General features: G+C 74.5%; 22 protein-coding genes. 12 read left to right on the top strand and 10 right to left on the bottom strand.

The genetic code is table 11. From position 1 onward, the window contains the following. The 3 genes from BS72_RS31125 to BS72_RS31115 all read right to left on the bottom strand — a co-directional run bounded on the left by BS72_RS31125 (nt 1) and on the right by BS72_RS31115 (nt 3,421). The gene (locus BS72_RS31125) at nt 1–1,569 is read right to left on the bottom strand and encodes an ABC transporter substrate-binding protein (RefSeq protein ID WP_037915300.1); all 1,569 of its coding nucleotides are present in this window, start codon (nt 1,567–1,569) and stop codon (nt 1–3) included. A gap of 482 nt (nt 1,570–2,051) precedes the next feature. Next, nucleotides 2,052–2,990: a DsbA family oxidoreductase gene (locus BS72_RS31120; RefSeq protein WP_037915297.1), complete on the bottom strand. Its 939-nt coding sequence runs from the start codon at nt 2,988–2,990 to the stop codon at nt 2,052–2,054. Beyond that, complete coding sequence (locus BS72_RS31115) at nt 2,987–3,421, bottom strand: RrF2 family transcriptional regulator (protein ID WP_037918529.1); 435 nt, start codon at nt 3,419–3,421, stop codon at nt 2,987–2,989. Before BS72_RS31115 ends, BS72_RS31120 begins: the two co-directional genes overlap by 4 nt. Before the next feature lie 133 nt (nt 3,422–3,554). On the opposite strand from BS72_RS31115, the gene BS72_RS31110 reads away from it, so the two are divergent. Then, a complete protein-coding gene (locus tag BS72_RS31110) occupies nt 3,555–4,067 on the top strand; it encodes a cupin domain-containing protein (RefSeq protein ID WP_037915294.1) in 513 nt (170 codons plus the stop codon). Nucleotides 4,068–4,200: 133 nt separating this feature from the next. Here the strand turns inward: BS72_RS31110 and BS72_RS31105 are convergent, their stop codons facing one another. Beyond that, nucleotides 4,201–4,971, bottom strand: coding sequence for a L,D-transpeptidase family protein (locus BS72_RS31105; RefSeq protein WP_232792593.1), 771 nt, complete (start codon nt 4,969–4,971; stop codon nt 4,201–4,203). A 208-nt stretch (nt 4,972–5,179) separates the two neighbouring features. Between BS72_RS31105 and BS72_RS31100 the strand changes: the two genes are divergently transcribed. The 3 genes from BS72_RS31100 to BS72_RS32925 all read left to right on the top strand — a co-directional run bounded on the left by BS72_RS31100 (nt 5,180) and on the right by BS72_RS32925 (nt 7,858). Beyond that, nucleotides 5,180–5,647, top strand: a complete 468-nt coding sequence (locus tag BS72_RS31100; RefSeq protein ID WP_037915292.1) for a helix-turn-helix domain-containing protein — start codon at nt 5,180–5,182, stop codon at nt 5,645–5,647. 119 nt (nt 5,648–5,766) lie between these two features. Then, nucleotides 5,767–6,312, top strand: coding sequence for a ParH-like protein (locus BS72_RS31095; protein ID WP_157856370.1), 546 nt, complete (start codon nt 5,767–5,769; stop codon nt 6,310–6,312). Then, nucleotides 6,305–7,858, top strand: coding sequence for an MAB_1171c family putative transporter (locus tag BS72_RS32925; RefSeq protein WP_051951868.1), 1,554 nt, complete (start codon nt 6,305–6,307; stop codon nt 7,856–7,858). The genes BS72_RS31095 and BS72_RS32925 overlap by 8 nt, the downstream gene beginning before the upstream one ends. Here BS72_RS32925 and BS72_RS31085 read toward each other — a convergent pair. Next, nucleotides 7,852–8,457: an SRPBCC family protein gene (locus BS72_RS31085; protein ID WP_198545986.1), complete on the bottom strand. Its 606-nt coding sequence runs from the start codon at nt 8,455–8,457 to the stop codon at nt 7,852–7,854. The genes BS72_RS32925 and BS72_RS31085 overlap by 7 nt on opposite strands. A gap of 237 nt (nt 8,458–8,694) precedes the next feature. On the opposite strand from BS72_RS31085, the gene BS72_RS31080 reads away from it, so the two are divergent. Further along, nucleotides 8,695–9,141 carry a universal stress protein gene (locus BS72_RS31080; protein ID WP_037915286.1) on the top strand — a complete coding sequence of 149 codons (447 nt, stop codon included), beginning with the start codon at nt 8,695–8,697 and terminating at the stop codon, nt 9,139–9,141. 289 nt (nt 9,142–9,430) lie between these two features. Continuing rightward, the gene (locus BS72_RS31075; protein ID WP_232792592.1) at nt 9,431–10,597 is read left to right on the top strand and encodes a damage-control phosphatase ARMT1 family protein; all 1,167 of its coding nucleotides are present in this window, start codon (nt 9,431–9,433) and stop codon (nt 10,595–10,597) included. 197 nt (nt 10,598–10,794) lie between these two features. On the opposite strand, the gene BS72_RS31070 is transcribed toward BS72_RS31075, so the two are convergent. After that, the gene (locus BS72_RS31070) at nt 10,795–11,430 is read right to left on the bottom strand and encodes a winged helix-turn-helix domain-containing protein (protein WP_037915282.1); all 636 of its coding nucleotides are present in this window, start codon (nt 11,428–11,430) and stop codon (nt 10,795–10,797) included. A 117-nt stretch (nt 11,431–11,547) separates the two neighbouring features. Beyond that, nucleotides 11,548–11,676, bottom strand: a complete 129-nt coding sequence (locus BS72_RS39375; RefSeq protein ID WP_265736818.1) for a hypothetical protein — start codon at nt 11,674–11,676, stop codon at nt 11,548–11,550. A 248-nt stretch (nt 11,677–11,924) separates the two neighbouring features. Between BS72_RS39375 and BS72_RS37595 the strand changes: the two genes are divergently transcribed. Continuing rightward, nucleotides 11,925–12,068: a hypothetical protein gene (locus BS72_RS37595; protein WP_037915280.1), complete on the top strand. Its 144-nt coding sequence runs from the start codon at nt 11,925–11,927 to the stop codon at nt 12,066–12,068. 101 nt (nt 12,069–12,169) lie between these two features. Here the strand turns inward: BS72_RS37595 and BS72_RS31060 are convergent, their stop codons facing one another. After that, nucleotides 12,170–13,408, bottom strand: coding sequence for an acyl-CoA dehydrogenase family protein (locus BS72_RS31060; RefSeq protein WP_037915278.1), 1,239 nt, complete (start codon nt 13,406–13,408; stop codon nt 12,170–12,172). 226 nt (nt 13,409–13,634) lie between these two features. On the opposite strand from BS72_RS31060, the gene BS72_RS31055 reads away from it, so the two are divergent. Then, nucleotides 13,635–14,282 carry a TetR family transcriptional regulator gene (locus BS72_RS31055; RefSeq protein WP_037915275.1) on the top strand — a complete coding sequence of 216 codons (648 nt, stop codon included), beginning with the start codon at nt 13,635–13,637 and terminating at the stop codon, nt 14,280–14,282. A gap of 56 nt (nt 14,283–14,338) precedes the next feature. On the opposite strand, the gene def is transcribed toward BS72_RS31055, so the two are convergent. Beyond that, complete coding sequence (gene def / locus BS72_RS31050) at nt 14,339–14,908, bottom strand: peptide deformylase (RefSeq protein WP_037915272.1); 570 nt, start codon at nt 14,906–14,908, stop codon at nt 14,339–14,341. Between the two features lie 170 nt (nt 14,909–15,078). Here def and BS72_RS31045 point away from each other — a divergent pair, with 170 nt between their 5' ends. From BS72_RS31045 to BS72_RS31030, 4 genes are all read left to right on the top strand, one after another. Continuing rightward, nucleotides 15,079–16,317 carry a MurT ligase domain-containing protein gene (locus BS72_RS31045; protein WP_037915269.1) on the top strand — a complete coding sequence of 413 codons (1,239 nt, stop codon included), beginning with the start codon at nt 15,079–15,081 and terminating at the stop codon, nt 16,315–16,317. A gap of 94 nt (nt 16,318–16,411) precedes the next feature. Further along, nucleotides 16,412–17,140 (top strand): type 1 glutamine amidotransferase, encoded by a 729-nt coding sequence (locus BS72_RS31040; RefSeq protein ID WP_037915267.1) that lies wholly within the window; start codon nt 16,412–16,414, stop codon nt 17,138–17,140. Between the two features lie 306 nt (nt 17,141–17,446). After that, nucleotides 17,447–18,472, top strand: a complete 1,026-nt coding sequence (locus BS72_RS31035) for a 6-phosphofructokinase (RefSeq protein WP_037915264.1) — start codon at nt 17,447–17,449, stop codon at nt 18,470–18,472. 128 nt (nt 18,473–18,600) lie between these two features. Next, entirely contained in the window at nt 18,601–19,575 is a 975-nt protein-coding gene (locus BS72_RS31030; RefSeq protein WP_037915261.1) for a cytochrome c oxidase assembly protein, read from the top strand. A 230-nt stretch (nt 19,576–19,805) separates the two neighbouring features. On the opposite strand, the gene BS72_RS31025 is transcribed toward BS72_RS31030, so the two are convergent. Further along, nucleotides 19,806–20,699: an alpha/beta fold hydrolase gene (locus BS72_RS31025; RefSeq protein WP_037915258.1), complete on the bottom strand. Its 894-nt coding sequence runs from the start codon at nt 20,697–20,699 to the stop codon at nt 19,806–19,808. Nucleotides 20,700–20,778 lie beyond the last annotated feature (79 nt).

Raw genomic sequence — 20,778 nt, 5'->3', positions numbered from 1 at the left:
TCAGTGCCCGCCCGTGATCGTGACGCCGGTCCAGTCGATGTGGCCCGGGTTCTTCGGCAGGGCGGAGATCGACGGGCTCTGGGCGTAGAGGTTGGGCGAGGAGTAGGTGAAGACCAGCGCCCGGCTCCGCAGCCCGGTGCGGGTGGCGGCCTGCAGGACGGCCGGGTAGTCGGGCGAGTCCAGCGGGGTGCGCCGGACCTTCGCCACGGCGGCCTCGAATCCGGCCGGCTCGTAGGGCGAGCTGAGGTTCAGCGGGCCGTCCGGGCCGAAGTGGGCGGTGAGCGTCTGCACGGCGGAGTCCCGGCCGGTGGTGCTGTAGAGGGAGAAGGCGAGGTCCTTGTCGAAGAACGGGGTGGCCCAGTTCTTGTCGACGCTGATCTTGACGGTGATGCCCACCTTGGCCAGCTGCGACTGGACGATCTCGGCCTGCGGATCGGGCGCGGGGATCACCAGGTCGAGCTTGATCTGGCCGGGCTTGTAGCCCGCCTGGGCCAGCAGCTTCTCGGACTTCGCCGGATCGTAGGGGTAGGCGTCGGCGGACTTCGGGTCGTAGGCCGCGTACCCCTTGGGGAAGGGCTGGTCGGTGGCCTGGCCGTAGCCGAAGGTCAGCTTGTCCACGAACTCCTGCCGGTTGACGGCGTATCGGACGGCGTCGACGACCTTGCTGTTCGTGAACGGCGCCTTGTTGACGTTGATGCTGATGTTCGAGGCGTTGTAGCCGGGCTGGACGAAGACGTCGAGTCCGGCCTTCTTCGCCGCCTGCGCCTGGCTGGGCGCGATGTCGGCGAAGTTGTAGACGCCGGTGCGCAGTCCGGAGACGACGGTCGCCACGTCGGGCGCGGAGGTGAGGACGACGCTGTCGATGTGGATGTCCTTGGCGTCCCAGTAGTCGGGGTTCTTGCGCAGGACCGCACGGGTGCCGGGGATGACCTGCTGCACGATGAACGGCCCCGCGCCGACGGGGTTCTGGTCCAGCTTGACGGGGTCGGCGGCGGCCTTCGGACTGGCGATCTGGAGCACGCGCTCGCCCAGCAGCTGGGGTATCTGGTAATCGACCTGGTCCAGGTGGACGACGACGTCGAGGCCGTCGGCGGTCACCGAGGCGATCGAGGTCAGGTCGCCGAAGAGCGCCGAGTTCTTCTGCTTCTTGGCCCGGTCGATCGCGTCCTTGACGGCGACGGCGTCGACGGGCTGCCCGTCGCTGAACTTCAGTCCGGGCCGCAGGTGGAAGACGACCTGGGTGCCGGCCTTGTCGTACGTCCAGCCGCTGGCGAGGTCGGGCACGGCGTTGCCGTTCGCGTCGGTGCGCGTCAACGAGGCATAGACGAGGCCGAGTTCGCGGAACTGCGCGCCGCTGCCCGAGACCACCGGGTCCCAGTGGGCGGGGAAGTACGAGGAGGCCCACTTCAGCGTGGCGCCGCCGGCGGACGCCGTCGCCTCGGAGCCGCAGGCACTGAGGGCGGGCGCGAGCAGGGCGGCGAGGGCGGCGGCAGCGGCCGCGGTCCGGGTGCCCCGCCGCAGGGGTCGCGAGGGTGTGCGAGGACGACGGGTGGCGGATCGTGCGGGCATGGGGCCTCTCCGTGATGGGGGCTCGGCACGCGTCGGTGCGCGGCGCGGCGGGTGGCGGGCACGGCTCGGCGTCCGCGGGACGGCCGACGGCGCGGGGCACGGCGGCGTGCGGAACGAGGGGACAGCGGGGGGTGGGCCGCCCGTGCGGCGCCCGTGCGCGGGCGTTCTTCCGTGGGCGGGGCGGGGCGCGCGGAGCGGGCGCGTGGCTCAGGGGTTCAGCACCGGTGCCGCGCCGCGGCACCGGTGGGCCGGGAGGCGGCGGAGCGCCGGGCGGCGGCCGGGTGGCTGCGGCAGCGGCAGCCGCGGCGGACCGTCAGCGACAGAGGGCGCTACAGGTGCGCCGCAGGTCCACATAGCGGCGCACCACTGCGGGGTGCGTCGTGAGCATGTCCGCCATCGTGCGGGAGCCGCCAAGCCGCTGTCAATAGACACCAATTGGTGTCTCATTCGGCGGGACATACATTGCCGCAGGTTACGAGCCCTCAGCCGAGGCGGGCCCCGGCGTCGGGGCGGGCCGCCGCCTCTTGCGGGTGGAGCCACAGCGGACCGTTCCCCGTCGCCACCTCGACCGCGCCCGGCGGCGGCCAGGCGCCGGTCGCCAGCACCCGCCGCTCCGGCTCGGTGAGACTGCGGTGCACCTCCAGCGCCTCGGCCGCCGGCCGCGGGGCGGGCGGGCGCAGCGCGCCGGGGCACAGGCGGTCGACGGCCTCCGCGTAGGCCGCGAAGGGCCGCCAGCCCGGCACCACGGCGCGGCCGGCGGGGGTGCGCAGCAGCAGGGTCGGCAGCGCGTAGCGCAGCGCGCCGTCAGGGGTCTCGCGGGCCGCGCCGGGGTGCGGGGAGTCGCTGTCCACCGACAGCACCTCGGGGACCGGTCCGCGCGCCTCCGCGTGGTCGGCCCGCAGCCGCTCCAGGACCTCCGGTGACGCCGCGTCAGCCGCGAGCCGCCCGTGGTCCAGGCCGGGCACGCCGCACACGGCGGCCAGCGCCAGCTCGGGGGTGTCCGCCGGGTCGCCGGTGACGAAGACGGTCTCGCGCAGCCGGCGCAGCACCCGCGTCGCCACGGCGGGGCCCTGGAGTTCGGCCGCCTTGGCGACCCGCGCGGCGGGCCAGGAGCTGGCCGCCACCCGGCGCAGCCGGGCGGCGTACGGAGCGCCGGTGGTGGCACTGATCTCCGCGACGTGGCGGGCGTACCAGGCGGTCTCGGCCGCGGGGTCGGGCGCCGGATCGTCGCCGTCGTCGAAGAGCATGCCGTACACGCGGCGGAAGCGGGCCCGTCCGGCCAGCGCCGCCCGCAGCAGGCGGAAGGCCGGCTCGGACCCCCAGGCCCACGGGCACAACGGGTCGGTGAACTCCACCACCTCCAGCGGCCCGGCGGCCGCTGGGTCCCCGGGGAGCCGGTGCGGTGCGCCGGGCACGGTCATGCGGCATCGGTGCCGGCCGGGCGCCGGAGGTACTCGGCGGGGAGCAGCGAGGCGAGGGTCCGCCCGGCGAGCAGCGCCACGGCGTCCTCCTCCACCTGCCGCCACACGCCGGGCAGCCGCTGCGCGGGGCCGGGGTAGTCCAGGCCGCCCGGCGGCTCGCCGCGCAGGGTGATCACCTCACCGTCCACGGCCCGCACGACGTCCAGCAGGGTGATCCCGTCGGCCTCCCGGCCGATCCAGTAGCCGCCCTCGCAGCCGCGCTGGCTGCGCACCAGGCCGGCCCTGCGCAGTTCGCCCACCACGGACTTCAGGAACCGGAACGGGATCTCCTGCGCGGAGGCGATGGCCTCGCAGGTCAGCGGGCGGGCCGGTTCGCAGGCCAGTTCGAGCAGCGCCCGGATGGCGTAGTCCGCCTTCGCGGAGATATGCATGCCCTCCATCATGCACGATGCCGCGACCGCCGGAACCGGTCCGCTGGAGCGGATGTTGCGGCAACGTTGCCGCAGATGAACGGCATTGGACACCTCTTGACATCCTTTTCGGGCGCGGCCTAGCGTCCGCGCCATGAGCGAGTCCGCGACACCCTCCGGCGACGTCCCCGGCGAGGGATTCCACCCCCACCTCCACGACACCCCGTCGCCCGCCGCCCCGCACACCCGGCTGCACCACATCCGCGCGGACGCCCTGGACGGCGACACCGCGCAGACCGGCGGCATGCGCAGGTTCGCGGCGGTCAGCGGAAGGGCGGTGGGCTCCGAGAAGCTGTGGATGGGCCAGACCCACGTGGCACCCGCGACGTCCTCGTCCGACCACCACCACGGCGCCTCGGAGACGGCCATCTACGTGGTCAGCGGCCACCCGGAGTTCGTCTTCCTCGACGACTCCGGAGCGGGGCCGCGGGAGGTGCGGCTGCGCACCGGCCCCGGCGACTACGTCTTCGTCCCGCCCTTCGTGCCGCACCGGGAGGAGAACCCCGACCCCGGCGAGGAGGCCGTGGTGGTCATCGCCCGCAGCACGCAGGAGGCGGTCGTGGTGAACCTTCCGGAGCTGTACGCCCTGCCGGCCGAAACGGACTGACGCACCGTCAGAACCGCCCTGGCACAGGTTCCTTCGACGCACGGCCGACCGCCGGGCGGGCGTCTGCGCGCGCCGGCCGGCCCCCGGCCGACGGTAACGGCGGGCCGTCCGTCGTCGGCCTCCGCGCCTGCCGTCAGTATCCGGTGACGGCGGTGGCGCCGCCGGTGGTGCCGATCGCGATGTGCGGCTTGCGGGCCGGGTCGAGCCAGGCCAGCACGCGGGCCAGGGCGCCGGCCGGGACGGAGACGCAACCCGCCGTGGCTCCGGCGCCGTTGACGTGCAGGAAGATGCCGGCGCCGCGGTCCTTGACCGGCTTGGCGTAGTTGAAGCCGATGACGACGGCCCGCGCGTACTGGACGGGGTAGTCGGCCAGGTGCTCGGACTCGCCGCCTCGGCAGTCCGTGGGCAGCGGGTCGGTCCAGCGGTTGTAGGCGGCGGAGGCGCTGTCCTCGCACCACCAGGCGGTCGGGGTGACCCGGCGGTAGGCGAGCGTGGTTCCGGCCGGCGCGGCGGAGCCGCCGAACGCGAACGGCAGCCCGTACAGCCCGGTCGGCGTGGTCCCGGTGCCCTGGACGCGGGTGCCGCCCTCGGCCAGGCCGTGCGCGCCGAACCGGACGGGGGCGCTTCCCACCTGCCTCCAGACGCCGCCGGTGCGCTGGTACCAGGTCAGGGTTCCGGTGGTGGCGGAGGTGGTGGCCGCGGTGGCGGTGACGAGCTGGGTGCCGCCGCCGTCGTCCCGCAGGAGCGGCGGCAGCGGCACCGGGCCGCCGCGGGCGGCTCCGGTCCTCGGCGGCGTCCGGCCCGGGACCGTACCGGCCGCGGGCACCGCGGCGGCGGCCACCGCGGACAGCGCCAGCACGGTCGCGAAGGCCCCGGCGCGGGCACGGCGGGTCGGCTGGGACACGGCTCCTCCTGGCGTGGACGTCGGACCGCGGCGCGGGCCGCGCACTGGCCTGAGACCTACCACACGCCCTCCCGTTCAGGGCGTTTCCGCCCCGCGCGTCGCGCGGCGCGACGGCGACACGGTGCGACCACGCGACGGCGCCCGGTCGCGGTTAGGATGGGCACCCGGTCGGGTGGGAGGCCAGGACATGGCGGATGGTGGTGGTCCGATGCCGGAGGAGAACCGCGCGGTTCCGGCGGGCAGCTCCTCGGTTCCGGCAGGGGGAGGCACCCCGTCGACGCTCGCGGAGAAGATCGACGCCCTCTTCCGGGTGGTACGCCGCCCCGACCGCGAGGCGTTCACCCACGAGGAGGTGGCCCGGGCCTGCCGCGAGGCCACCGGGGAGAGCTTCTCGGCCACCTACCTGTGGCAGTTGCGCACCGGCCGCCGGGACAACCCGACCAAGCGTCACCTTGAGGCGCTGGCACGGTTCTTCCAGATCCCGGTGGCGTACTTCTTCGACGACGAGCAGGGCGCGCGGATCGCCGCGGAACTCGAACTGCTGGGCGCGCTACGGGACGCCGGGGTGCGCAGCGTGGCGCTGCGCGCGGTCAACCTCTCACCGGAGGGCATGGGCACGATCAGCGACATGATCGACCTCATCGCCCGGCGCGAGGCGGAGCGGGGCTCCTCCTGAGGGAACGCTCCCCCGCCGGTGGCGCGGCCCGCACGGACGGGGCGCTCCCCCGGGTGTTCCGTCGGTATGTCAGCACCTGGCGGCCGAGCCGGCCGCCGCGAGGCAGCGGGATGGTGGACGTGCGGGAGAGAGCGGTTCGCAAGCGGCTGTGGGGCCTGTACCGGCGGGCGGTCGGGGACACGCCGCTGCGGCAGCCGTTCGACGCGCTGGAACTGGTCGAGCGGCTCTCCGTGCGGCGGGGCCGGCGCATCGAGGTGATCCCCGTCGACGCGCGCCCCGACCTGCCGTGCGGGCTGCTGGTCGTCACCGGTGATGCGGACTGCATCCTGTACTCCACCGGCACCACGGAGCTGCACCAGCGGCACATCCTGATCCACGAGGCGGCGCACCTGGTGTGCGGTCACGACCAGGCGCCCGACCCTGCCGCCGGGACCCGGCAGCTGCTGCCGCACCTGCCCGACGCCCTGGTGCGGCAGGTGCTCGGGCGGACCGTCTACTCCGAGCCGCAGGAGCGCGAGGCGGAGCTGCTGGCCTCGCTGATCTGCGCCCGCGCGGAGCGGGAGGCCCGCTCACCCCTCCTGACGGGAGGTCAGCAACAGCGGCTGGGGTCGGTGTTCGGCGCGCGGCGCGCACGGTCCGCCCGCACGGGCGGGGCCCGTGACTGACGCGGCCACCTACCTCGCGGCGGCGCTGCTGATCGGGTTCGCCGGCTACCTGGCGCTGCCGGACCGCCGGGGCGCGCACGACCCGGCGCTGCGCCACGTGTGCGTCTTCGCGCTGTCCGTCAGCGCCTCGCTGCTCGTCCTGGCGCCCAGCAGCCTCGGCGTGCTGGAGCGCCATCCGGGCCCGGGCGGCGGCCTGGCGGCGGCCGCGGTGCTGCTGGGTGCCGAGCTGAAGATGGCGGGGCTGACCGCGCTGGCGTTCTTCGCCCGGGCGCTGGACGAGCCGGGGCCCCTGACGCGGCGGCTGGGCCCGCAGGCGCTGGCCGCGATGGTGCTGGAGGCGGCGCTGTTCGCGTCGGCCCGGCCGCGGTGCCTCGGCGGCGCCGCCGAGGCGGCGGGCTCCGGGCGCTGGCTGCTGGCCGTCTACGACCTGCTCCTCCTCCTGTACGCGGTGCGCTGCCTGCTGCTGTTCGTGACGCTGATGGCCCGGCACGCCCGGCGGATCGAGGCGAGCGGGCTGCGGGTCGGCCTGAAGCTGATGGCCGCCGGCGGCGCGGTGGGCGTGCTGTGGACGCTGTGGCTGCTCAGCGACGCGCTCATGGTGGTGCGCAGCGGCCGGCAGGACTCCGCGGAGGACGCCCAGTCGGCGGTGCTGGCGCTGGCGTGCGCGGCGCTGGCGGTGGGCGGTGCCACGGCGGCCGTGTGGGGGCGGGTGCTGGCCGTTCCGCTGCGGGTCCTTCGGGCGCGGCGCGCCCACCGCAGGCTGGAGCCGCTGTGGTCGGCGCTGTACCTGGCGCACCCGGCCATCGCCCTGCCCCAGCCGCGCCGCGCGGGCCGACCGGGTCTGCGGCAGGCGGAGTTCGCGCTGTACCGGCGGGTGATCGAGATCCACGACGGGCGGCTGCGCCTGCTGCCGTACTACCCGCCGGAGGCCGAGGCCGCGGTTCCCGGGGCGGCGGGGACGGACCACGTCCCGACCGCGCGGGAGGCGGCGGCGCGCGAGGCGGCCGCGCTGGCGGCGGGCTGGCCGCGCGGCACGCGGGCGCCGTCCCCGCCCGGCGCGCCCCTCCGTTCCGGCACCGCGGCCGGGGCAGCCGCGCTCCGGTTCGATCGACGCGGACCTGGCCTGGCTGCTGCTGGTGGCGGAGGCGTTCACGGGGACCGCCGGCGACGGGTCGCGGCCCGCAGACGGCGCAGGACCGGACAGGGGGGCGCGCGAGGCCGTCGCGGACGGGAGCGCCGCACCCGCTTGAACGCCCCTCGCCCCGCGGACGGGGCCCGCACCACCGCCGCTGGGCGCGGTTCCGGCACGAAGGCCACGAAGGCCACGAAGGTTCAGCCCAGCGGGTTCCCGGTGGCGGCGGCCGCCCCGCGAGTCCCTTCCGGCGGGGTCCCGTGCGGGAACCCGTCCGGCGGGTCCCGTGCGGCGGGTCCCGTGCGGGAACGAGGAAGCCCCGGCCGGGATGGTGGCCTGGCCGGGGCGGTCGCGAGGTGGCGGGGGTCGCGCGCCCCGCCTATTAGTGGTTCAACGTGGTTCAACGCTCAATGAGCGTAGTCGAATCCCTGCGTCGCCGCCGAGGTCCGCATGGCGCTCGCACCGGGCACCGCGGGTGTCGCGGCCGGGGTCGCCGCGGCGGCGGTGGTCACCACGGGAGCCGGGGCCGCCGGGCCGCCGGAGGCGGAGACCGGGCCGGCGGGGGCGGTCGCCGCGGGGGCGAGCGGCTCGCCCAGCAGCTCGCGGAACTTCAGCCCGTCCGCGGGCAGGTCGCGCCGCCACGCCATCGCGACCAGCGGGCCCAGCAGGATGAGCGCGGCCGTCAGAGAGCTCGTGACCGAGAGCCGCACCAGGGTGCCGTCGGCGTGCGGCAGCAGATCGAACGCGTACAGGGGGATCTGCGTGCCCAGCGGGCTCCACATCCGCTGGCCACGGAAGGCTATGCGACGGCCGGGCTCGTACGCGGCGCACTCCAGGCGGTGGGCCCGGCGGCGGCCGGGATAGCGGTAGCGGTAGACCGCCTCGGCGCCGGGGGTGACGTGCGTGGACTCGACCGAGGTGACGCCGGAGCTCCAGAGCGCGAGGTTCCGGGCGTCGGCGAGGAAGTCGAAGACCTCGGCGGGCGCGCGGCGGACGAACACGTTCGTGGTCACGCTCGGCATGGCAGACCTCCCCGGTAACGGCGTGGGCGGGACGGCGTGCGCGGGCGCGGCCCGACTGCGGGGCCCGATGTCCGGCTGGTGTCCGCCTGCTTCACTCCTCCCCATCAGCGTGCCCCTCAAATGCGCCGATGTCGTGGCAATACGGCCGTTCGAGTGAGACCGCCGGGCGCACAGGGGTGAACCCGCCCGGCTCGCGACCGATAGCCTGACCAGGTGGAGGAGCAGGGGATGCCGACGCGGTTCGAACGCGGCACCGACGGACCGAAGGTGATCGTCGCGGGGCTCGACGGCTCCGGCTCCTCCTGGCGGGCGGCGGCGTACGCGGGCGGGCTGGCCCGGCGGCAGAACGCCCTGCTCGCCCTCGTCTACGTCCAGCCCTATCTCGCCGGCGCCGCGCTCGGGGCGACGTTCCCCGACGCCGACTCCGGGGTGGCCCAGCAGTTGCTGGCCGAGATCCGCCAGGCGGTGCGGCGGACGGAGGGCGCCTTCCGGGTCCGCTGGGAGTTCCACACCTTCCGGGGCGACCCCTACAGCGGCCTCGCCCTGGCGGCGGACCAGTTGACGGCGGACGCGGTGGTGGTGGGCGCCTCCGAGCGGGCCGGCCACCGCATCATCGGCTCGGTGGCCGTACGACTGGTGAAGGCCGGCAAGTGGCCGGTCACCGTGGTCCCGTGACGACCCGTCGGCTCCCCCTCCGCGACACGTCCGGGCACAGGGGCAGGCGTGCGTCCGGCGGCGGCGTCGGCCGAGGACCGTCGGGGACCGGTGAGTCGCCCGGCGGGGCCGGCCCGGCGACATCGCGCGGCCGCCACGCCGGACCGAGCGGCCGGCGCGGATGCGGGCCCATCCTGGTAGGCGGCGCCGCCGGCCCGGCAGCGCCGTGGCCCGGCCGTCCCGGCGGCTCGGCCGGCGGACCCACCAGCGGCCCCACCACCCACCGATGACGAGAGAGACGAGCCCCCACGTGCCAACCGCACCCGTGATCCACAGCGATGTCCCCGGGTCCTTCGCCTGGGGCGTGTTCCACGAGCGCCACCCGAGACTCGTCGAGCAGGTCCTCGGCGCGCTGCCGTACGGCCCCGCGGAGCGGGCAGAGGTGGAGCGGCTGCTGGCGGAGAGCATCACCGGCGTCCTGGAACCGCTGGCGGAGAGCGCCCACGACCACGCCCAGTGGCTGGAGTGGGGACAGGGCCTGTGGGGTCGGCCGTGGGACGAGGCGCCGTTCCTGTGGGCGGAGAGCTACTTCTACCGCAGGCTGCTGGAGGCCATCGGGTACTTCCGGCCCGGCGCCTGGCAGGGGATCGACCCCTTCGCACCGTTCAAGAACGCGGAGTTGGCCGGGACGGCGGTGGACGACGAACTGGCCGCCCTGAGCAGGCTCGACGGCCTGCCGGACCCTCGGCGGGCGAGGGCACTGCTGTCCTCCGCCCTCTGGGGCAACCGCGCGGACCTCAGCTTCCGGATCACCGCGGAGGCCGGCGGGCCGATCGCGTCCGACCTTGTCGCCGACGAGAGCGCGACGCTCTGGGACGAGCTGGACCGCACCAGCGGCGGACGGGTGTGCGTCGTCGCGGACAACGCCGGCCGGGAGCTGCTGCCGGACCTGGTGCTGATCGACCACCTCCTGAGCCGCACCCTGGCGGCTCAGGTCGTCCTGTACGTGAAGCCCCAGCCGTACTACGTGTCCGACGCCACGATGGCCGACGTACTCGCCTCCGTCGTACGCCTGCGCGCCGCTTCCTCCGAGGCCGCCGAGGGGGTCGGCGGGCGACTGTGGCAGGCGATGAACGACGGCGCGCTCGTCGTCCGGTCGCACCCGTTCCTCTCCGCCCCGCTGCCGTTCCACGACATGCCCGCGGACCTGCGGGCCGAGTTCACCGGTGCCGTGATGACGATCCTCAAGGGGGACCTCAACTACCGCCGCCTGGTGGGCGACCGGCTCTGGCCGCCGACCACGCCCTTCACCGCGACGGTCGGCCACTTCCCGTCGTCCGTCACCGCGCTGCGAACGCTGAAATCGGACGTGGTCGTCGGCGTCGACGCCGCCACCCTGGCGCGACTCGACGGCTCGGGGACTCCGTGGCGGACCAACGGCCGCCACGCCGTCGTCCAGGTCGGCCTCCGCCGGTAGCGCGGGGCGCGGGGAGCCGCCGTGGACCGCGCGCGCCGTCGCCGGTGCTCGCCTCCGCCTGGTTCGGCCCGGACCCCGAACGCCCCAGCGGTCGACCTCCTCTTGGCGTCCTTCGATCCGAACCGGTCGCCGTACGCACGGAGTTGCCGCTGGGGCGGCGGCTCCGGCACGGGAACCTCCGCCCCAGCGGCGGCGGTTCAGCCAGCGGCTGGCGCGTACGTGTAGCCGACCCGGCGCACGGTGACGATGCTGGCTCGGCGCCCGGCGCCGAGCTTGCGCCGCAGCCGGGCCACGTGGACGTCGACGGTACGGCCGTCGCCCACGTACCCGTAGCCCCACACCGAGGCGACCAGGTCCCGGCGGCTGTGCACCCGGTGCGGGTGCGCCACCAGGTGGGCGAGGAGCTCGAACTCCAGGTAGGTGAGGTCCAGCGGGCGGCCGTCCACGGTGGCGACGCGGCGCTCGCCGTCTATCCGCACCGGGCCGCTGCCCGAACTCGGCGCGGGCGCCGCGCCGCCCGCGAGGGCCGGGGCGAGCGCGGCGGACGGTTCGCGGACCTCGGCGGCCGCGTGGTCCGGCGGCCCGGCCACGGCGACCGGTCCGAGGCCGCGTTCGGCCGGGACGAGGACGAGGTAGCCGACCATCGGGACGTCGCCGGCGGGGGCCGGCAGCACGTGGCCCGGCGCGGGGAGCCAGGTGGCGCCGGGGGGCAGGAAGTCCGGCGCGGGCGGCACCTCGTCGGGCCGGACGGCGCGCAGCCGCTGGCGGTGGGGGACGCCGGCGGGGGACGGGACGGAGGCGGACAGGGACGGGAAGTGGGACGTGTTCGACATGGCGTGGGCTCTTTCGCGCGAGGGGCCGTTGAGGACTCCGGAGTGCGCGGAACGGGGGCCGACTTGCGGTGCTGACAAGGCACGCCCGGCGGGAGAAGGGGCCGGGGCGGCGGAGGGTCAGCGGGCGGCGTGGTTCCGCGCGGTGGACGCGCGGCGACACCAGCGGTCGAAGTGGTGCTCCTGCCGGGACGGCCAGAAGGGTTCGAGGTCTTCGCGCCCCGTCCCGGTGTGCTTGCTGCTGGCCATGCCCATATTGAAGCAGACCCGGGGCCCGTGGTGTGAGGGGTCGGAAGCACCGAGCGACGTGTCCGGCGTCACGTCGGCCCGATCCGCGCCCCTCCCGCTCGACTACCGCACCCCTCCCCCACCCCTCCCGCTCGGCCCCCGGCAGGAACGCGCGAAGCCCGTGACGGCCCGCGGCGACTCGCCGCACCCCTGCGGCGGACGGCGAGGGAGGCGGGGCTACGCTGGGGCGTCCAGCAGAAGGAGTTGCCATGCAGATCCACCACGCGCTGACGGCCCTCGCGGTCAGCCAGTCGGCCGGGCCGGGCCCGGTGATGCGCACCGTGCTCGCTGTCTCCGTCATCGGAGCGGCGCTGCTCGGCTGGTTCCTGCTGCGCGGTTACCGCAACGACTGACCGCCCGCGCCGCCCGTCCGCCCGGGACGGCCAGGACGCCCCGGGCGGGCGACGGGCGGACACCGCACCGGGCCGCGGCAGGGCGGGGCCGGCCGTCCCGTTCAGCGGATCGGCAGGCCGGCCAGCGTGCGGGCGATGACCAGCCGCTGGATCTCGCTGGTCCCCTCGAAGATCGTGTAGATAGCGCTGTCGCGGTGCATGCGCTCCACCGGGTAATCGCGGGTGAAGCCGTTGCCGCCGAGGATCTGGACGGCCTGCGCGGTGACCTTCTTCGCCGTCTCGCTGGCGAAGAGCTTGGACATCGACCCCTCGGCCGAGGTGAACGGCCGCCCGGCGACGGCCATCCAGGAGGCCCGCCACACCAGGAGCCGGGCCGCGTCGATCTGGGTGCGCATGTCGGCGAGCTGGAAGGCGACGCCCTGGTTGTCGATGATCGGTCGGCCGAACTGGCTGCGCGTCCTGGCGTAGTCCAGGGCGTACTCGTAGGCTGCGCGGGCGGTGCCCACGGCCATCGCGCCGACGGCCGGGCGGGACGCCTCGAAGGTGGCCATCGCCGCGTTCTTCACCCGCTCCCCGCCGCCGGCGGTTCCTGCCGCGGCCCGCTCCCGGGCGCGGGCCAGCCGCTCGTCGAGCCGGTCCTTGCCGCCGAGCAGGCAGTGGCCGGGCACCCGCGCGTCCGCCAGGACGACCTCGGCGGTGTGCGAGGCGCGGATGCCGTGCTTCCTGAACTTCTGCCCCTGGGAGAGCCCCCTGGTGCCGGGCGGCACGATGAACGAGGCGTGCCCGCGGCTGCCGAGCTCCGGGTCGACCACGGCGACGACCACGTGCACGTTGGCGATGCCGCCGTTGGTGGCCCAGGTCTTGGTGCCGTTGATCACCCACTCGTCCTTGGCCTCGTCGTAGACGGCGCGGGTGCGCATGGCGGCGACGTCCGAGCCGGCGTCGGGCTCGGAGGAGCAGAACGCGGCGACCTTCACGTCGTTGGCGTCGCCGTACATCTGGGGCACCCAGGTGCCGATCTGCTCGTCGGTGCCGTTGGCGAGGACGCCGACCGCGGCCAGGCCGGTGCCGACGATGGACAGGGCTATGCCCGCGTCACCCCAGAACAGCTCCTCCATCGTCATGGGGATGCCCAGGCCGGTCGGGTCGAAGTACTGCTGGGCGTAGAAGTCGAGCGAGTACAGGCCGATCTTGGCCGCCTCCTGGATCACCGGCCAGGGTGTCTCCTCGCGCTCGTCCCACTCGGCGGCGGCCGGGCGGATCACGTCGGCGGCGAAGCCGTGGACCCAGTCGCGCACCGACTCCTGCTCCTCGTTGAGCTCGAACGAGAACTCGCCCATCGTCCCCTCCACGTGCCAGTTACTTGCGGTAACCGCAGTCTGTTACCGTTCGGTAGGAGATGTCAACTCGCTGGTTGCCCGAGGCCGCGCCGCAGGTCGCCCCAGCGCGGGGTGTTACGTTGCGCCCAGGACCAGGAGCAGGGACGACGGCAACGACAGGCACCCGGGCGGCCGGAGCGCGGGGTACGCGCGGGCCGTCCCGGACCGGAGACCGGGGAGGCACGCGGTGGAGACCGGGCAGCGGCAGGACCAGCGGACAGCGGCGCAGCGGCGGCGTACCCAACTGCTGGAGGCCGCGGAACGCGTGGTGCTGCGCGACGGCCCCGAGGCGTCGATGAACGCCATCGCCGCCGAGGCCGGCATCACCAAGCCCATCCTGTACCGGCACTTCGGCGACAAGTCCGGCCTGTACCGGGCACTGGCCAAGCGCCACACCGACGCGCTGCTGGCCACCCTGCGCGCCGCGCTGGACTCCCCCGGCGACCGGCGGGACCGGGTCGAGGCCACCCTGCACGCCTACCTGTCGGCCATCGAGACGAACCCGCAGGTCTACCGCTTCCTGATGCACCCGGCGGAGACCCCGGCGGCCGACGGCGAGAAGGGCTTCGACGTCGGACGGCACCAGGTGCCGCTGCTGCGCCGGATGGGCGAGGACCTGGCCGAGGCCATCGCCGAGCGGCTTGACCTGGGCCCGGACGCCGGGCAGACCGCCCTGGTGTGGGGCCACGGAGTCGTCGGCATGATGTACGCGGCCGGCGACTGGTGGCTGAGCGAGCGGCCCTGCTCCCGCGACGACCTGGTGCGCACCCTGGCCGACCTGCTCTGGGGGCGGCTGGCGCAGGTGGACGACCGCTCGGGCAGCCCCGGCCTGTGACGCCTCCGGGCTCCCCCGGCGGCACCCACGGCCCGGGGGCCCGCCGGAGGCGGGCCTCACGACCGCGGCGGCGCCTCCCCGGCGCCTCGGCCCGGCCCGGCCCAGCCCCGTTCGGCCCAGCGGGCGCGCAGCCGGCGCGGCCCGGTCAGCCGGTCGGTGTAGACGGTGCCGCCGAGGTGGTCGTACTCGTGCTGGAGGCAGCGGGCGAAGAAGCCGGTGCCGGCCACGGTGACCGGGCGGCCGTACGCGTCGAACCCGTCGAGCTCGGCCTCGTCCGACCGCCGGGTGCCGAACTCCCGGCCCGGCAGCGACAGGCACCCTTCCGGTCCGGTGACCTCCACGCCGCCGGTGCGCAGCGGGCCGGGGTTGACGAGGTGGCCCAGGTGGCGCCGGTCCTCGTCGTCGGGGCAGTCGTAGACGAACACGCGCAGGGACACGCCGATCTGCCCGGCGGCCAGTCCCACCCCGCCGGCCGCGTACATGGAGGCGAACAGGTCCTCCACCAGCTGGGCCAGGGGCGCCCCGAACTCGGGTACCTCCGCGCCGGGAACGTGCAGCGCCGGGGTGCCGAACCGCCGTACGGGATGGACGGTGCCCTTGCTGCCGGGTATGCCGCTGGGTCGCATGGGTGTCAGCGTATGTGCTGTTCGGGGCGGTACCGTGCGGCTGGGGGGCCGGAAGTCGATAAGCTGGGCGCGATCGGAGCGCGCCGCCGGCCGGACGGCCCGCCCGGGTAGAACAGGACCGGGCGCGCCACGGCGGTTTCGCGGTCGGAGTCGAGGAGGAAGACGAGACGATGGCAGGCAACTCGGAGCCGCTGTCGCCACGGGCCAAGCTGGCCGTGACGGCGGGCAAGGCCGCGGCGGCGGTGTCCCGCGCGGCGGGAAAGGGCAGCGGATCGGTGATCGGCGGCAAGGTCGCCCTCAGATTCGACCCTGACCTGCTGGCACGGCTCGCCCGCCACCTGGACGTCGTCCTGGTCTCGGCCACCAACGGCAAGACCACCACGACACGGCTGATCGCAGAGGCGCTGCGGGCCGGCGGGCCCGTGGTGTCCAACGCGCTGGGCGCCAACATGCCCGCCGGCATCACCTCGGCGCTGGCCGGCGGCTCCGAGGCGCGCTTCGGCGTCATCGAGGTCGACGAGAAGTACCTGGCCGGCGTGGCCCGGGACGTCTCGCCGAAGGCCATCGCGCTGCTCAACCTCTCCCGCGACCAGCTCGACCGAGCCGCCGAGACCCGGATGCTCGCCGAGAAGTGGCGTGAGGGCCTGGCCGGCACCGACGCGATCGTCATCGCCAACGCCGACGACCCGCTGATCACCTGGGCCGCCTCCTCCAGCCCGACGGTGGTGTGGGTCGCCGCCGGCCAGGCGTGGAAGGACGACGCGTGGTCCTGCCCGTCCTGCGGCGGCGTCCTCCAGCGCCCCGCCGACGACTGGTTCTGCGGCGAGTGCGGCTTCCGCCGCCCCATGCCGACCTGGGGCATGGTCAACGACCACGTGGTCGACCCGCACGGGGTGGCCTGGCCGATCCAGCTCCAGCTGCCCGGCCGCGCCAACCGCTCGAACGCGGCGATGTCCGCCGCCGTCGCCGCCGCCTTCGGTGTCGACCCGAAGGTGGCGCTGGAGCGGATGTCCCACGTCCAGGCGGTCGCCGGCCGCTACGACGTGGTCGTCTACCAGCAGCGGCAGCTGCGGCTGCTGCTGGCGAAGAACCCGGCCGGCTGGCTGGAGACGTTCTCGCTGATCGACGGTCCGCCGACGCCGGTGGTGCTCTCGGTCAACGCCCGCGGCGCGGACGGCACGGACACCTCCTGGCTGTGGGACGTGGACTACACCCGGCTGGCCGGCCACCCGGTGATGGTGCTGGGCGACCGCAAGCTGGACCTGGCGGTACGGCTGGAGGTGGCCGGGGTCCAGTTCCAGGTCTGCTCCAGCCTCTCCGAGGCGGTCTCCGCCTCCCCGCCCGGCCGCATCGAGGTCATCGCCAACTACACCGCCTTCCAGGACCTGCGCCGCACCGTCGGCAACTGACCGGCGGCCGGCTGGCCGGTCCTGGGGCACCCCGTCCCCGGAACCGGCCCGGCCGGCCGGCAGCGCCCCGACAGCGCTTGAGGAGAAGCACGCAATGAGTGAGTCCAGCCTGCGCCTGGTGTGGGTCTACCCGGACCTGCTGAGCACCTACGGCGACCAGGGCAACGCGCTGGTGGTCGAGCGCCGCGCACAGATGCGCCGGGTGCCCGTCTCCCGGGTCGACGTCCGCTCCGACCAGCCCATCCCCACCTCGGGCGACATCTACCTGCTGGGCGGCGGTGAGGACCGGCCGCAGCGGCTCGCGGCCGAGCGGCTGCGCCGCGACGGCGGCCTGAACCGGGCGGTCGCCAACGGCGCGATCGTCTTCTCGGTGTGCGCCGGCTACCAGATCCTCGGCCACGAGTTCATCAACGACCTCGGCCGCCCGGAGCCGGGCCTCGGCCTGCTGGACGTGGTCAGCGTGCGCGGCGAGGGTGAGCGCTGCGTCGGCGACGTGCTCGCCGACATCGACCCGCACCTCAACCTGCCGCCGCTGACCGGCTTCGAGAACCACCAGGGCGTCACCCACCTCGGACCCGCCGCCCGGCCGCTCGCCCGGCTGCGGGTGGGCAGGGGCAACGGCACCGGTGACGGCACCGAGGGCGCGTTCAACGACACCGTCTTCGGCACGTACATGCACGGCCCGGTGATGGCCCGCAACCCGCAGATCGCGGACCTGCTGATCAAGCTGGCCCTCGACGTCAACGCGCTGCCGCCGGTGGACGACCGCTGGTTCGAGGCACTGCGCGCCGAGCGCATCGCGGCTGCCGTCCAGCCGGCCTGACACCCGCCACGGCGGCGCCGGCACCCCTCCCGGGGCCGGCGCCGCCGCTGTTTCCACCACCCTGAACTGGCCTTTCGCCAGACGCTCCGGCGGCCGTGGGCGACCTGTCCCGAGTCGCGGCCACCCCCGCCCCCGGTCGGCGCCGCCCACTGTTCAGGTTTCCTTCGGATGTCCGCCAGGTGTCCGCACTACGGTCGCAGTGAAGGCGTCCGGCGACCGCTCGGTAAGCTGTGCTGCGGTCCACCCGGACGACGGAGTCCGGCCGTCCGGTTGAGTTCCGGTTGAGTTGCGGGAGTAGCGAGAGCAATGCGTATTGGTGTCCTGACCAGCGGCGGGGACTGCCCCGGACTCAACGCCGTCATCCGTTCCGTGGTGCACCGCGCCGTGGTCGACCACGGGGACGAGGTCATCGGGTTCCACGACGGGTGGAAGGGCCTGCTGGAGTGCGACTACCGCAAGCTGGACCTGGACGCCGTGGGCGGCATCCTGGCCCGCGGCGGCACCATCCTCGGGTCCTCCCGGGTCCAGCCGGCGCACCTGCGAGGCGGTGTCGAGCAGGCCCGCGGCCACGTGCGCGACCTGGGCCTGGACGCGATCATCCCGATCGGCGGCGAGGGCACGCTGAAGGCCGCCCGGCTGCTGTCGGACGCGGGCCTGCCCATCGTGGGCGTGCCCAAGACGATCGACAACGACATCGCCTCCACCGACGTCACCTTCGGCTTCGACACGGCCGTCACGGTGGCCACGGAGGCCCTGGACCGGCTGAAGACCACCGCCGAGTCGCACCAGCGGGTGCTGATCGTCGAGGTGATGGGCCGGCACACCGGCTGGATCGCGCTGCACTCCGGCATGGCCGCGGGCGCGCACGCGATCGTCGTCCCGGAGCGTCCGTTCGACGTGCAGGAGCTGTCCGACGTCGTCGGCAAGCGCTTCGAGGCGGGCAAGCGGTTCGCCATAGTGGTCGTCTCCGAGGGCGCCAAGCCGCGCGAGGGCACGATGGAGTTCTCCTCCGGCCCGACCGACGTCTACGGCCACGAGCGGTTCTCCGGGGTCGCCAACCAGCTGTCGGTGGAGCTGGAGCAGCGCCTCGGCAAGGAGGCCCGGCCGGTGATACTGGGCCACGTCCAGCGCGGCGGCACCCCGACCGCCTACGACCGGGTGCTGGCCACCCGGTTCGGCTGGCACGCGGTGGAGGCCGTGCACAGCGGCCGGTTCGGCATGATGACGGCGCTGCGCGGCACCGAGATCTCCCTCGTCCCGCTCGCCGAGGCGGTCGAGCAGCTCAAGACCGTGCCGGCCGAGCGGTACACCGAGGCCGAGTGCGTCCTGTGACCTCCCCGCACCGCTGACCCGGCGCGCCGCGCGGCGGTGTGCCCGCCCCCGGCCGCTGAGGCGGCGGGGGGCGGTTCTAGGGTGGACCCGGGCAGATCGGGCCCGGCGGGCGGTCGAAGGGACAGCAGATGGAACACGTGGGGCTGGCGATGCCAGGCATGCCGGGCATGCCGGCGGAGCTGCCGCCCTTCACCCTCGGCCGTGGTTTGGCCTTCGGCGGCGACCCGTTCTTCCTGGCGCTGTGCGTGGTTCTGCTCGTCCTGTACGGCACGGCGGTGGTGCGGCTGCGGCTGCGCGGCGACGCCTGGCCGGTGGGGCGGACCGTGGCCTTCGCCGCCGGGGTGGTGACCATCGGCCTGACGATGTGCACCAAGCTCAACACGTACGGCATGGCCATGTTCAGCGTGCACATGGTGCAGCACATGATCCTCAGCATGCTCTCGCCGATCCTGCTGCTGCTGGGCGCGCCGGTGACACTGGCGCTGCGGGCGCTGCCGGCCGCCGGGCGGGGGCGGCTCGGCCCGCGCGAGCTGCTGGTGAAGCTGCTGCACAGCCGCTACATGCGGGTCATCACGCATCCGGCGTTCACCATTCCGCTGTTCATCGCGAGCCTGTACGGGCTGTACTTCACCTCGATCTTCGACACGCTGATGCGGAGCGAGGCCGGGCACATCGCGATGATGGTGCACTTCCTCCTGGTCGGCCTGGTCTTCTTCTGGCCGATCATGGGCGTGGACCCGGGCCCGCACCGGCCCGGCTACGTGATGCGGATGCTGGAGCTTTTCGCGGGCATGCCCTTCCACGCGTTCTTCGGCATCGCGCTGATGATGGCCAGCTCCCCGATGGTCTCGACGTTCGAGCACCCGCCGGCCTCGCTCGGGGTGGACCCGCTCAGCGACCAGACCTCCGCCGGCGGCATCGCGTGGGCGTTCAGCGAGGTCCCCTCGGTGGTGGTGCTGATCGCGCTGCTCTTCCAGTGGTACGTCACCGAGAAGCGCCACGAGCGCCGCAAGGACCGGGCCGCGGACCGGGACGGTGACGCGGAGCTGGCCGCGTACAACGCCTACCTGGCGTCGCTGCGGGCGCGCAGCGGCCAGGGCTGACTCCTCCCCCCTTCGCCGTCTCGGATCCGCCGCCGTCTCCGATCCGCCGCCGCGCCGGCGTCCGGGCTCAGCCCGGGCGCCGGCGTTCTGCCGCCCGGCGGGCGGGGCGGCGCGGCGGCGGGGAGGGGCCGGGACGGCGTCGGGGCTCGCCGCGGCGCCACGGCCGGGGCGTCCGGCCGGCGTCCCTCTCGCCTCGCCGGGGCGGCGACCAGAGCCGACGCCGCTCGGGCCTACGTGTTGTCGACCCTCGCGGTGAACTCCAGGATCGCGGCCGCGAGCGCTTCGGGAGCCTCCTGTGCGATCAGGTGTCCGACCCCCTCAAGACGCACCGACGTGACCTCGCCGGCGCTCACCTGGCGGAAGGTCGTCTCGGTGATCCCTCTCCCGCCGGCACCCTCGACGGTGAGCACCGGGACGGTGATCGGGTGCGACTCGGCCAGAGCCCTGGTCGCGCCGCCATCGGCGAGAACGCCTCGGTAGAGGCCCTCCGTACCTCGCCAGGCGTTCGGGCGCGCGTAGCTCCGAACGAACTCCTCGACGTCGCTTTCGCCGATGGAGCCCTCCGTCCCGTTCATCAGCGGGAAGGCCCAGTCGGCCAGGAGTTCGCGCTCGTGGCCCGGCAGGAGCATTCCGGCCACCCCCGGGGTGCTGAGGAATCCGACGTGCCAGGAGCCGTGGTTGTTCACGTCGGCGAGAGCCTCGAGTCCGAAACCGGCCAGGGCCGTCTCGACTCCGGTGAAGCTGATGACGTCCTCGGGGTGCGTTGCCGCGAAGCGGAAGCCCGTGCCGCCGCTGATGTCCTGGCAGAGGATGTGGACGGGGCCCGCGCCGATGTGCTCGACGAGATGGTGCAGGTCCTCGGCCGCGACCGCCTCCCCGTACTCGGTGTCGGCGTTGCTGGAGTCGCCGAACCCGCGGAGGTCGACGGCGAAGACCCGGTGGGCCCGCGCGAGCGGCGGAATCAGCTTGCGGAACGCCCACCAGGTCTCCGGCCAGCCGTGCACCAGCAGGATCGGAGAGCCGTCGGTACCGGCGGAGACGTAGTGCAGTTGTGTTCCGTTGACGTCGGCGAGGTGATGCGCGACGCCGGGAAGGGTCGCGCCGGATGGCGTGGTCGTGGTCACGGGAAGCTCCCCATTAGGCAACCTGGTTGCCAACCAAAGTAGGCAACCAGGTTGCCCATGTCAAAAGTGGCCATATGCT

The sequence above is a fragment of the Actinacidiphila yeochonensis CN732 genome (assembly GCF_000745345.1).
GTDB classification, from domain to species: Bacteria; Actinomycetota; Actinomycetes; order Streptomycetales; family Streptomycetaceae; genus Actinacidiphila; species Actinacidiphila yeochonensis.
The sequence above is the reverse complement of the archived record's forward strand: the minus strand, read 5'-3'. Positions and strand labels throughout refer to the sequence as shown.

Bases quoted from the DNA above. Each gene is read 5' to 3' on its own strand.
- BS72_RS31035 (WP_037915264.1), top strand. From the start codon at position 17,447: ATGCGTATTGGTGTCCTGACCAGCGGCGGGGACTGCCCCGGACTCAAC.
- def (WP_037915272.1), bottom strand. From the start codon at position 14,908: ATGCGACCCAGCGGCATACCCGGCAGCAAGGGCACCGTCCATCCCGTA.
- BS72_RS31120 (WP_037915297.1), bottom strand. From the start codon at position 2,990: ATGACCGTGCCCGGCGCACCGCACCGGCTCCCCGGGGACCCAGCGGCC.
- BS72_RS31060 (WP_037915278.1), bottom strand. From the start codon at position 13,408: ATGGGCGAGTTCTCGTTCGAGCTCAACGAGGAGCAGGAGTCGGTGCGC.
- BS72_RS31115 (WP_037918529.1), bottom strand. From the start codon at position 3,421: ATGCATATCTCCGCGAAGGCGGACTACGCCATCCGGGCGCTGCTCGAA.
- BS72_RS37595 (WP_037915280.1), top strand. From the start codon at position 11,925: ATGCAGATCCACCACGCGCTGACGGCCCTCGCGGTCAGCCAGTCGGCC.
- BS72_RS31110 (WP_037915294.1), top strand. From the start codon at position 3,555: ATGAGCGAGTCCGCGACACCCTCCGGCGACGTCCCCGGCGAGGGATTC.
- BS72_RS31040 (WP_037915267.1), top strand. From the start codon at position 16,412: ATGAGTGAGTCCAGCCTGCGCCTGGTGTGGGTCTACCCGGACCTGCTG.
- BS72_RS31080 (WP_037915286.1), top strand. From the start codon at position 8,695: ATGCCGACGCGGTTCGAACGCGGCACCGACGGACCGAAGGTGATCGTC.
- BS72_RS39375 (WP_265736818.1), bottom strand. From the start codon at position 11,676: ATGGCCAGCAGCAAGCACACCGGGACGGGGCGCGAAGACCTCGAACCC.
- BS72_RS31070 (WP_037915282.1), bottom strand. From the start codon at position 11,430: ATGTCGAACACGTCCCACTTCCCGTCCCTGTCCGCCTCCGTCCCGTCC.
- BS72_RS31045 (WP_037915269.1), top strand. From the start codon at position 15,079: ATGGCAGGCAACTCGGAGCCGCTGTCGCCACGGGCCAAGCTGGCCGTG.
- BS72_RS31100 (WP_037915292.1), top strand. From the start codon at position 5,180: ATGCCGGAGGAGAACCGCGCGGTTCCGGCGGGCAGCTCCTCGGTTCCG.
- BS72_RS31125 (WP_037915300.1), bottom strand. From the start codon at position 1,569: ATGCCCGCACGATCCGCCACCCGTCGTCCTCGCACACCCTCGCGACCC.
- BS72_RS31030 (WP_037915261.1), top strand. From the start codon at position 18,601: ATGGAACACGTGGGGCTGGCGATGCCAGGCATGCCGGGCATGCCGGCG.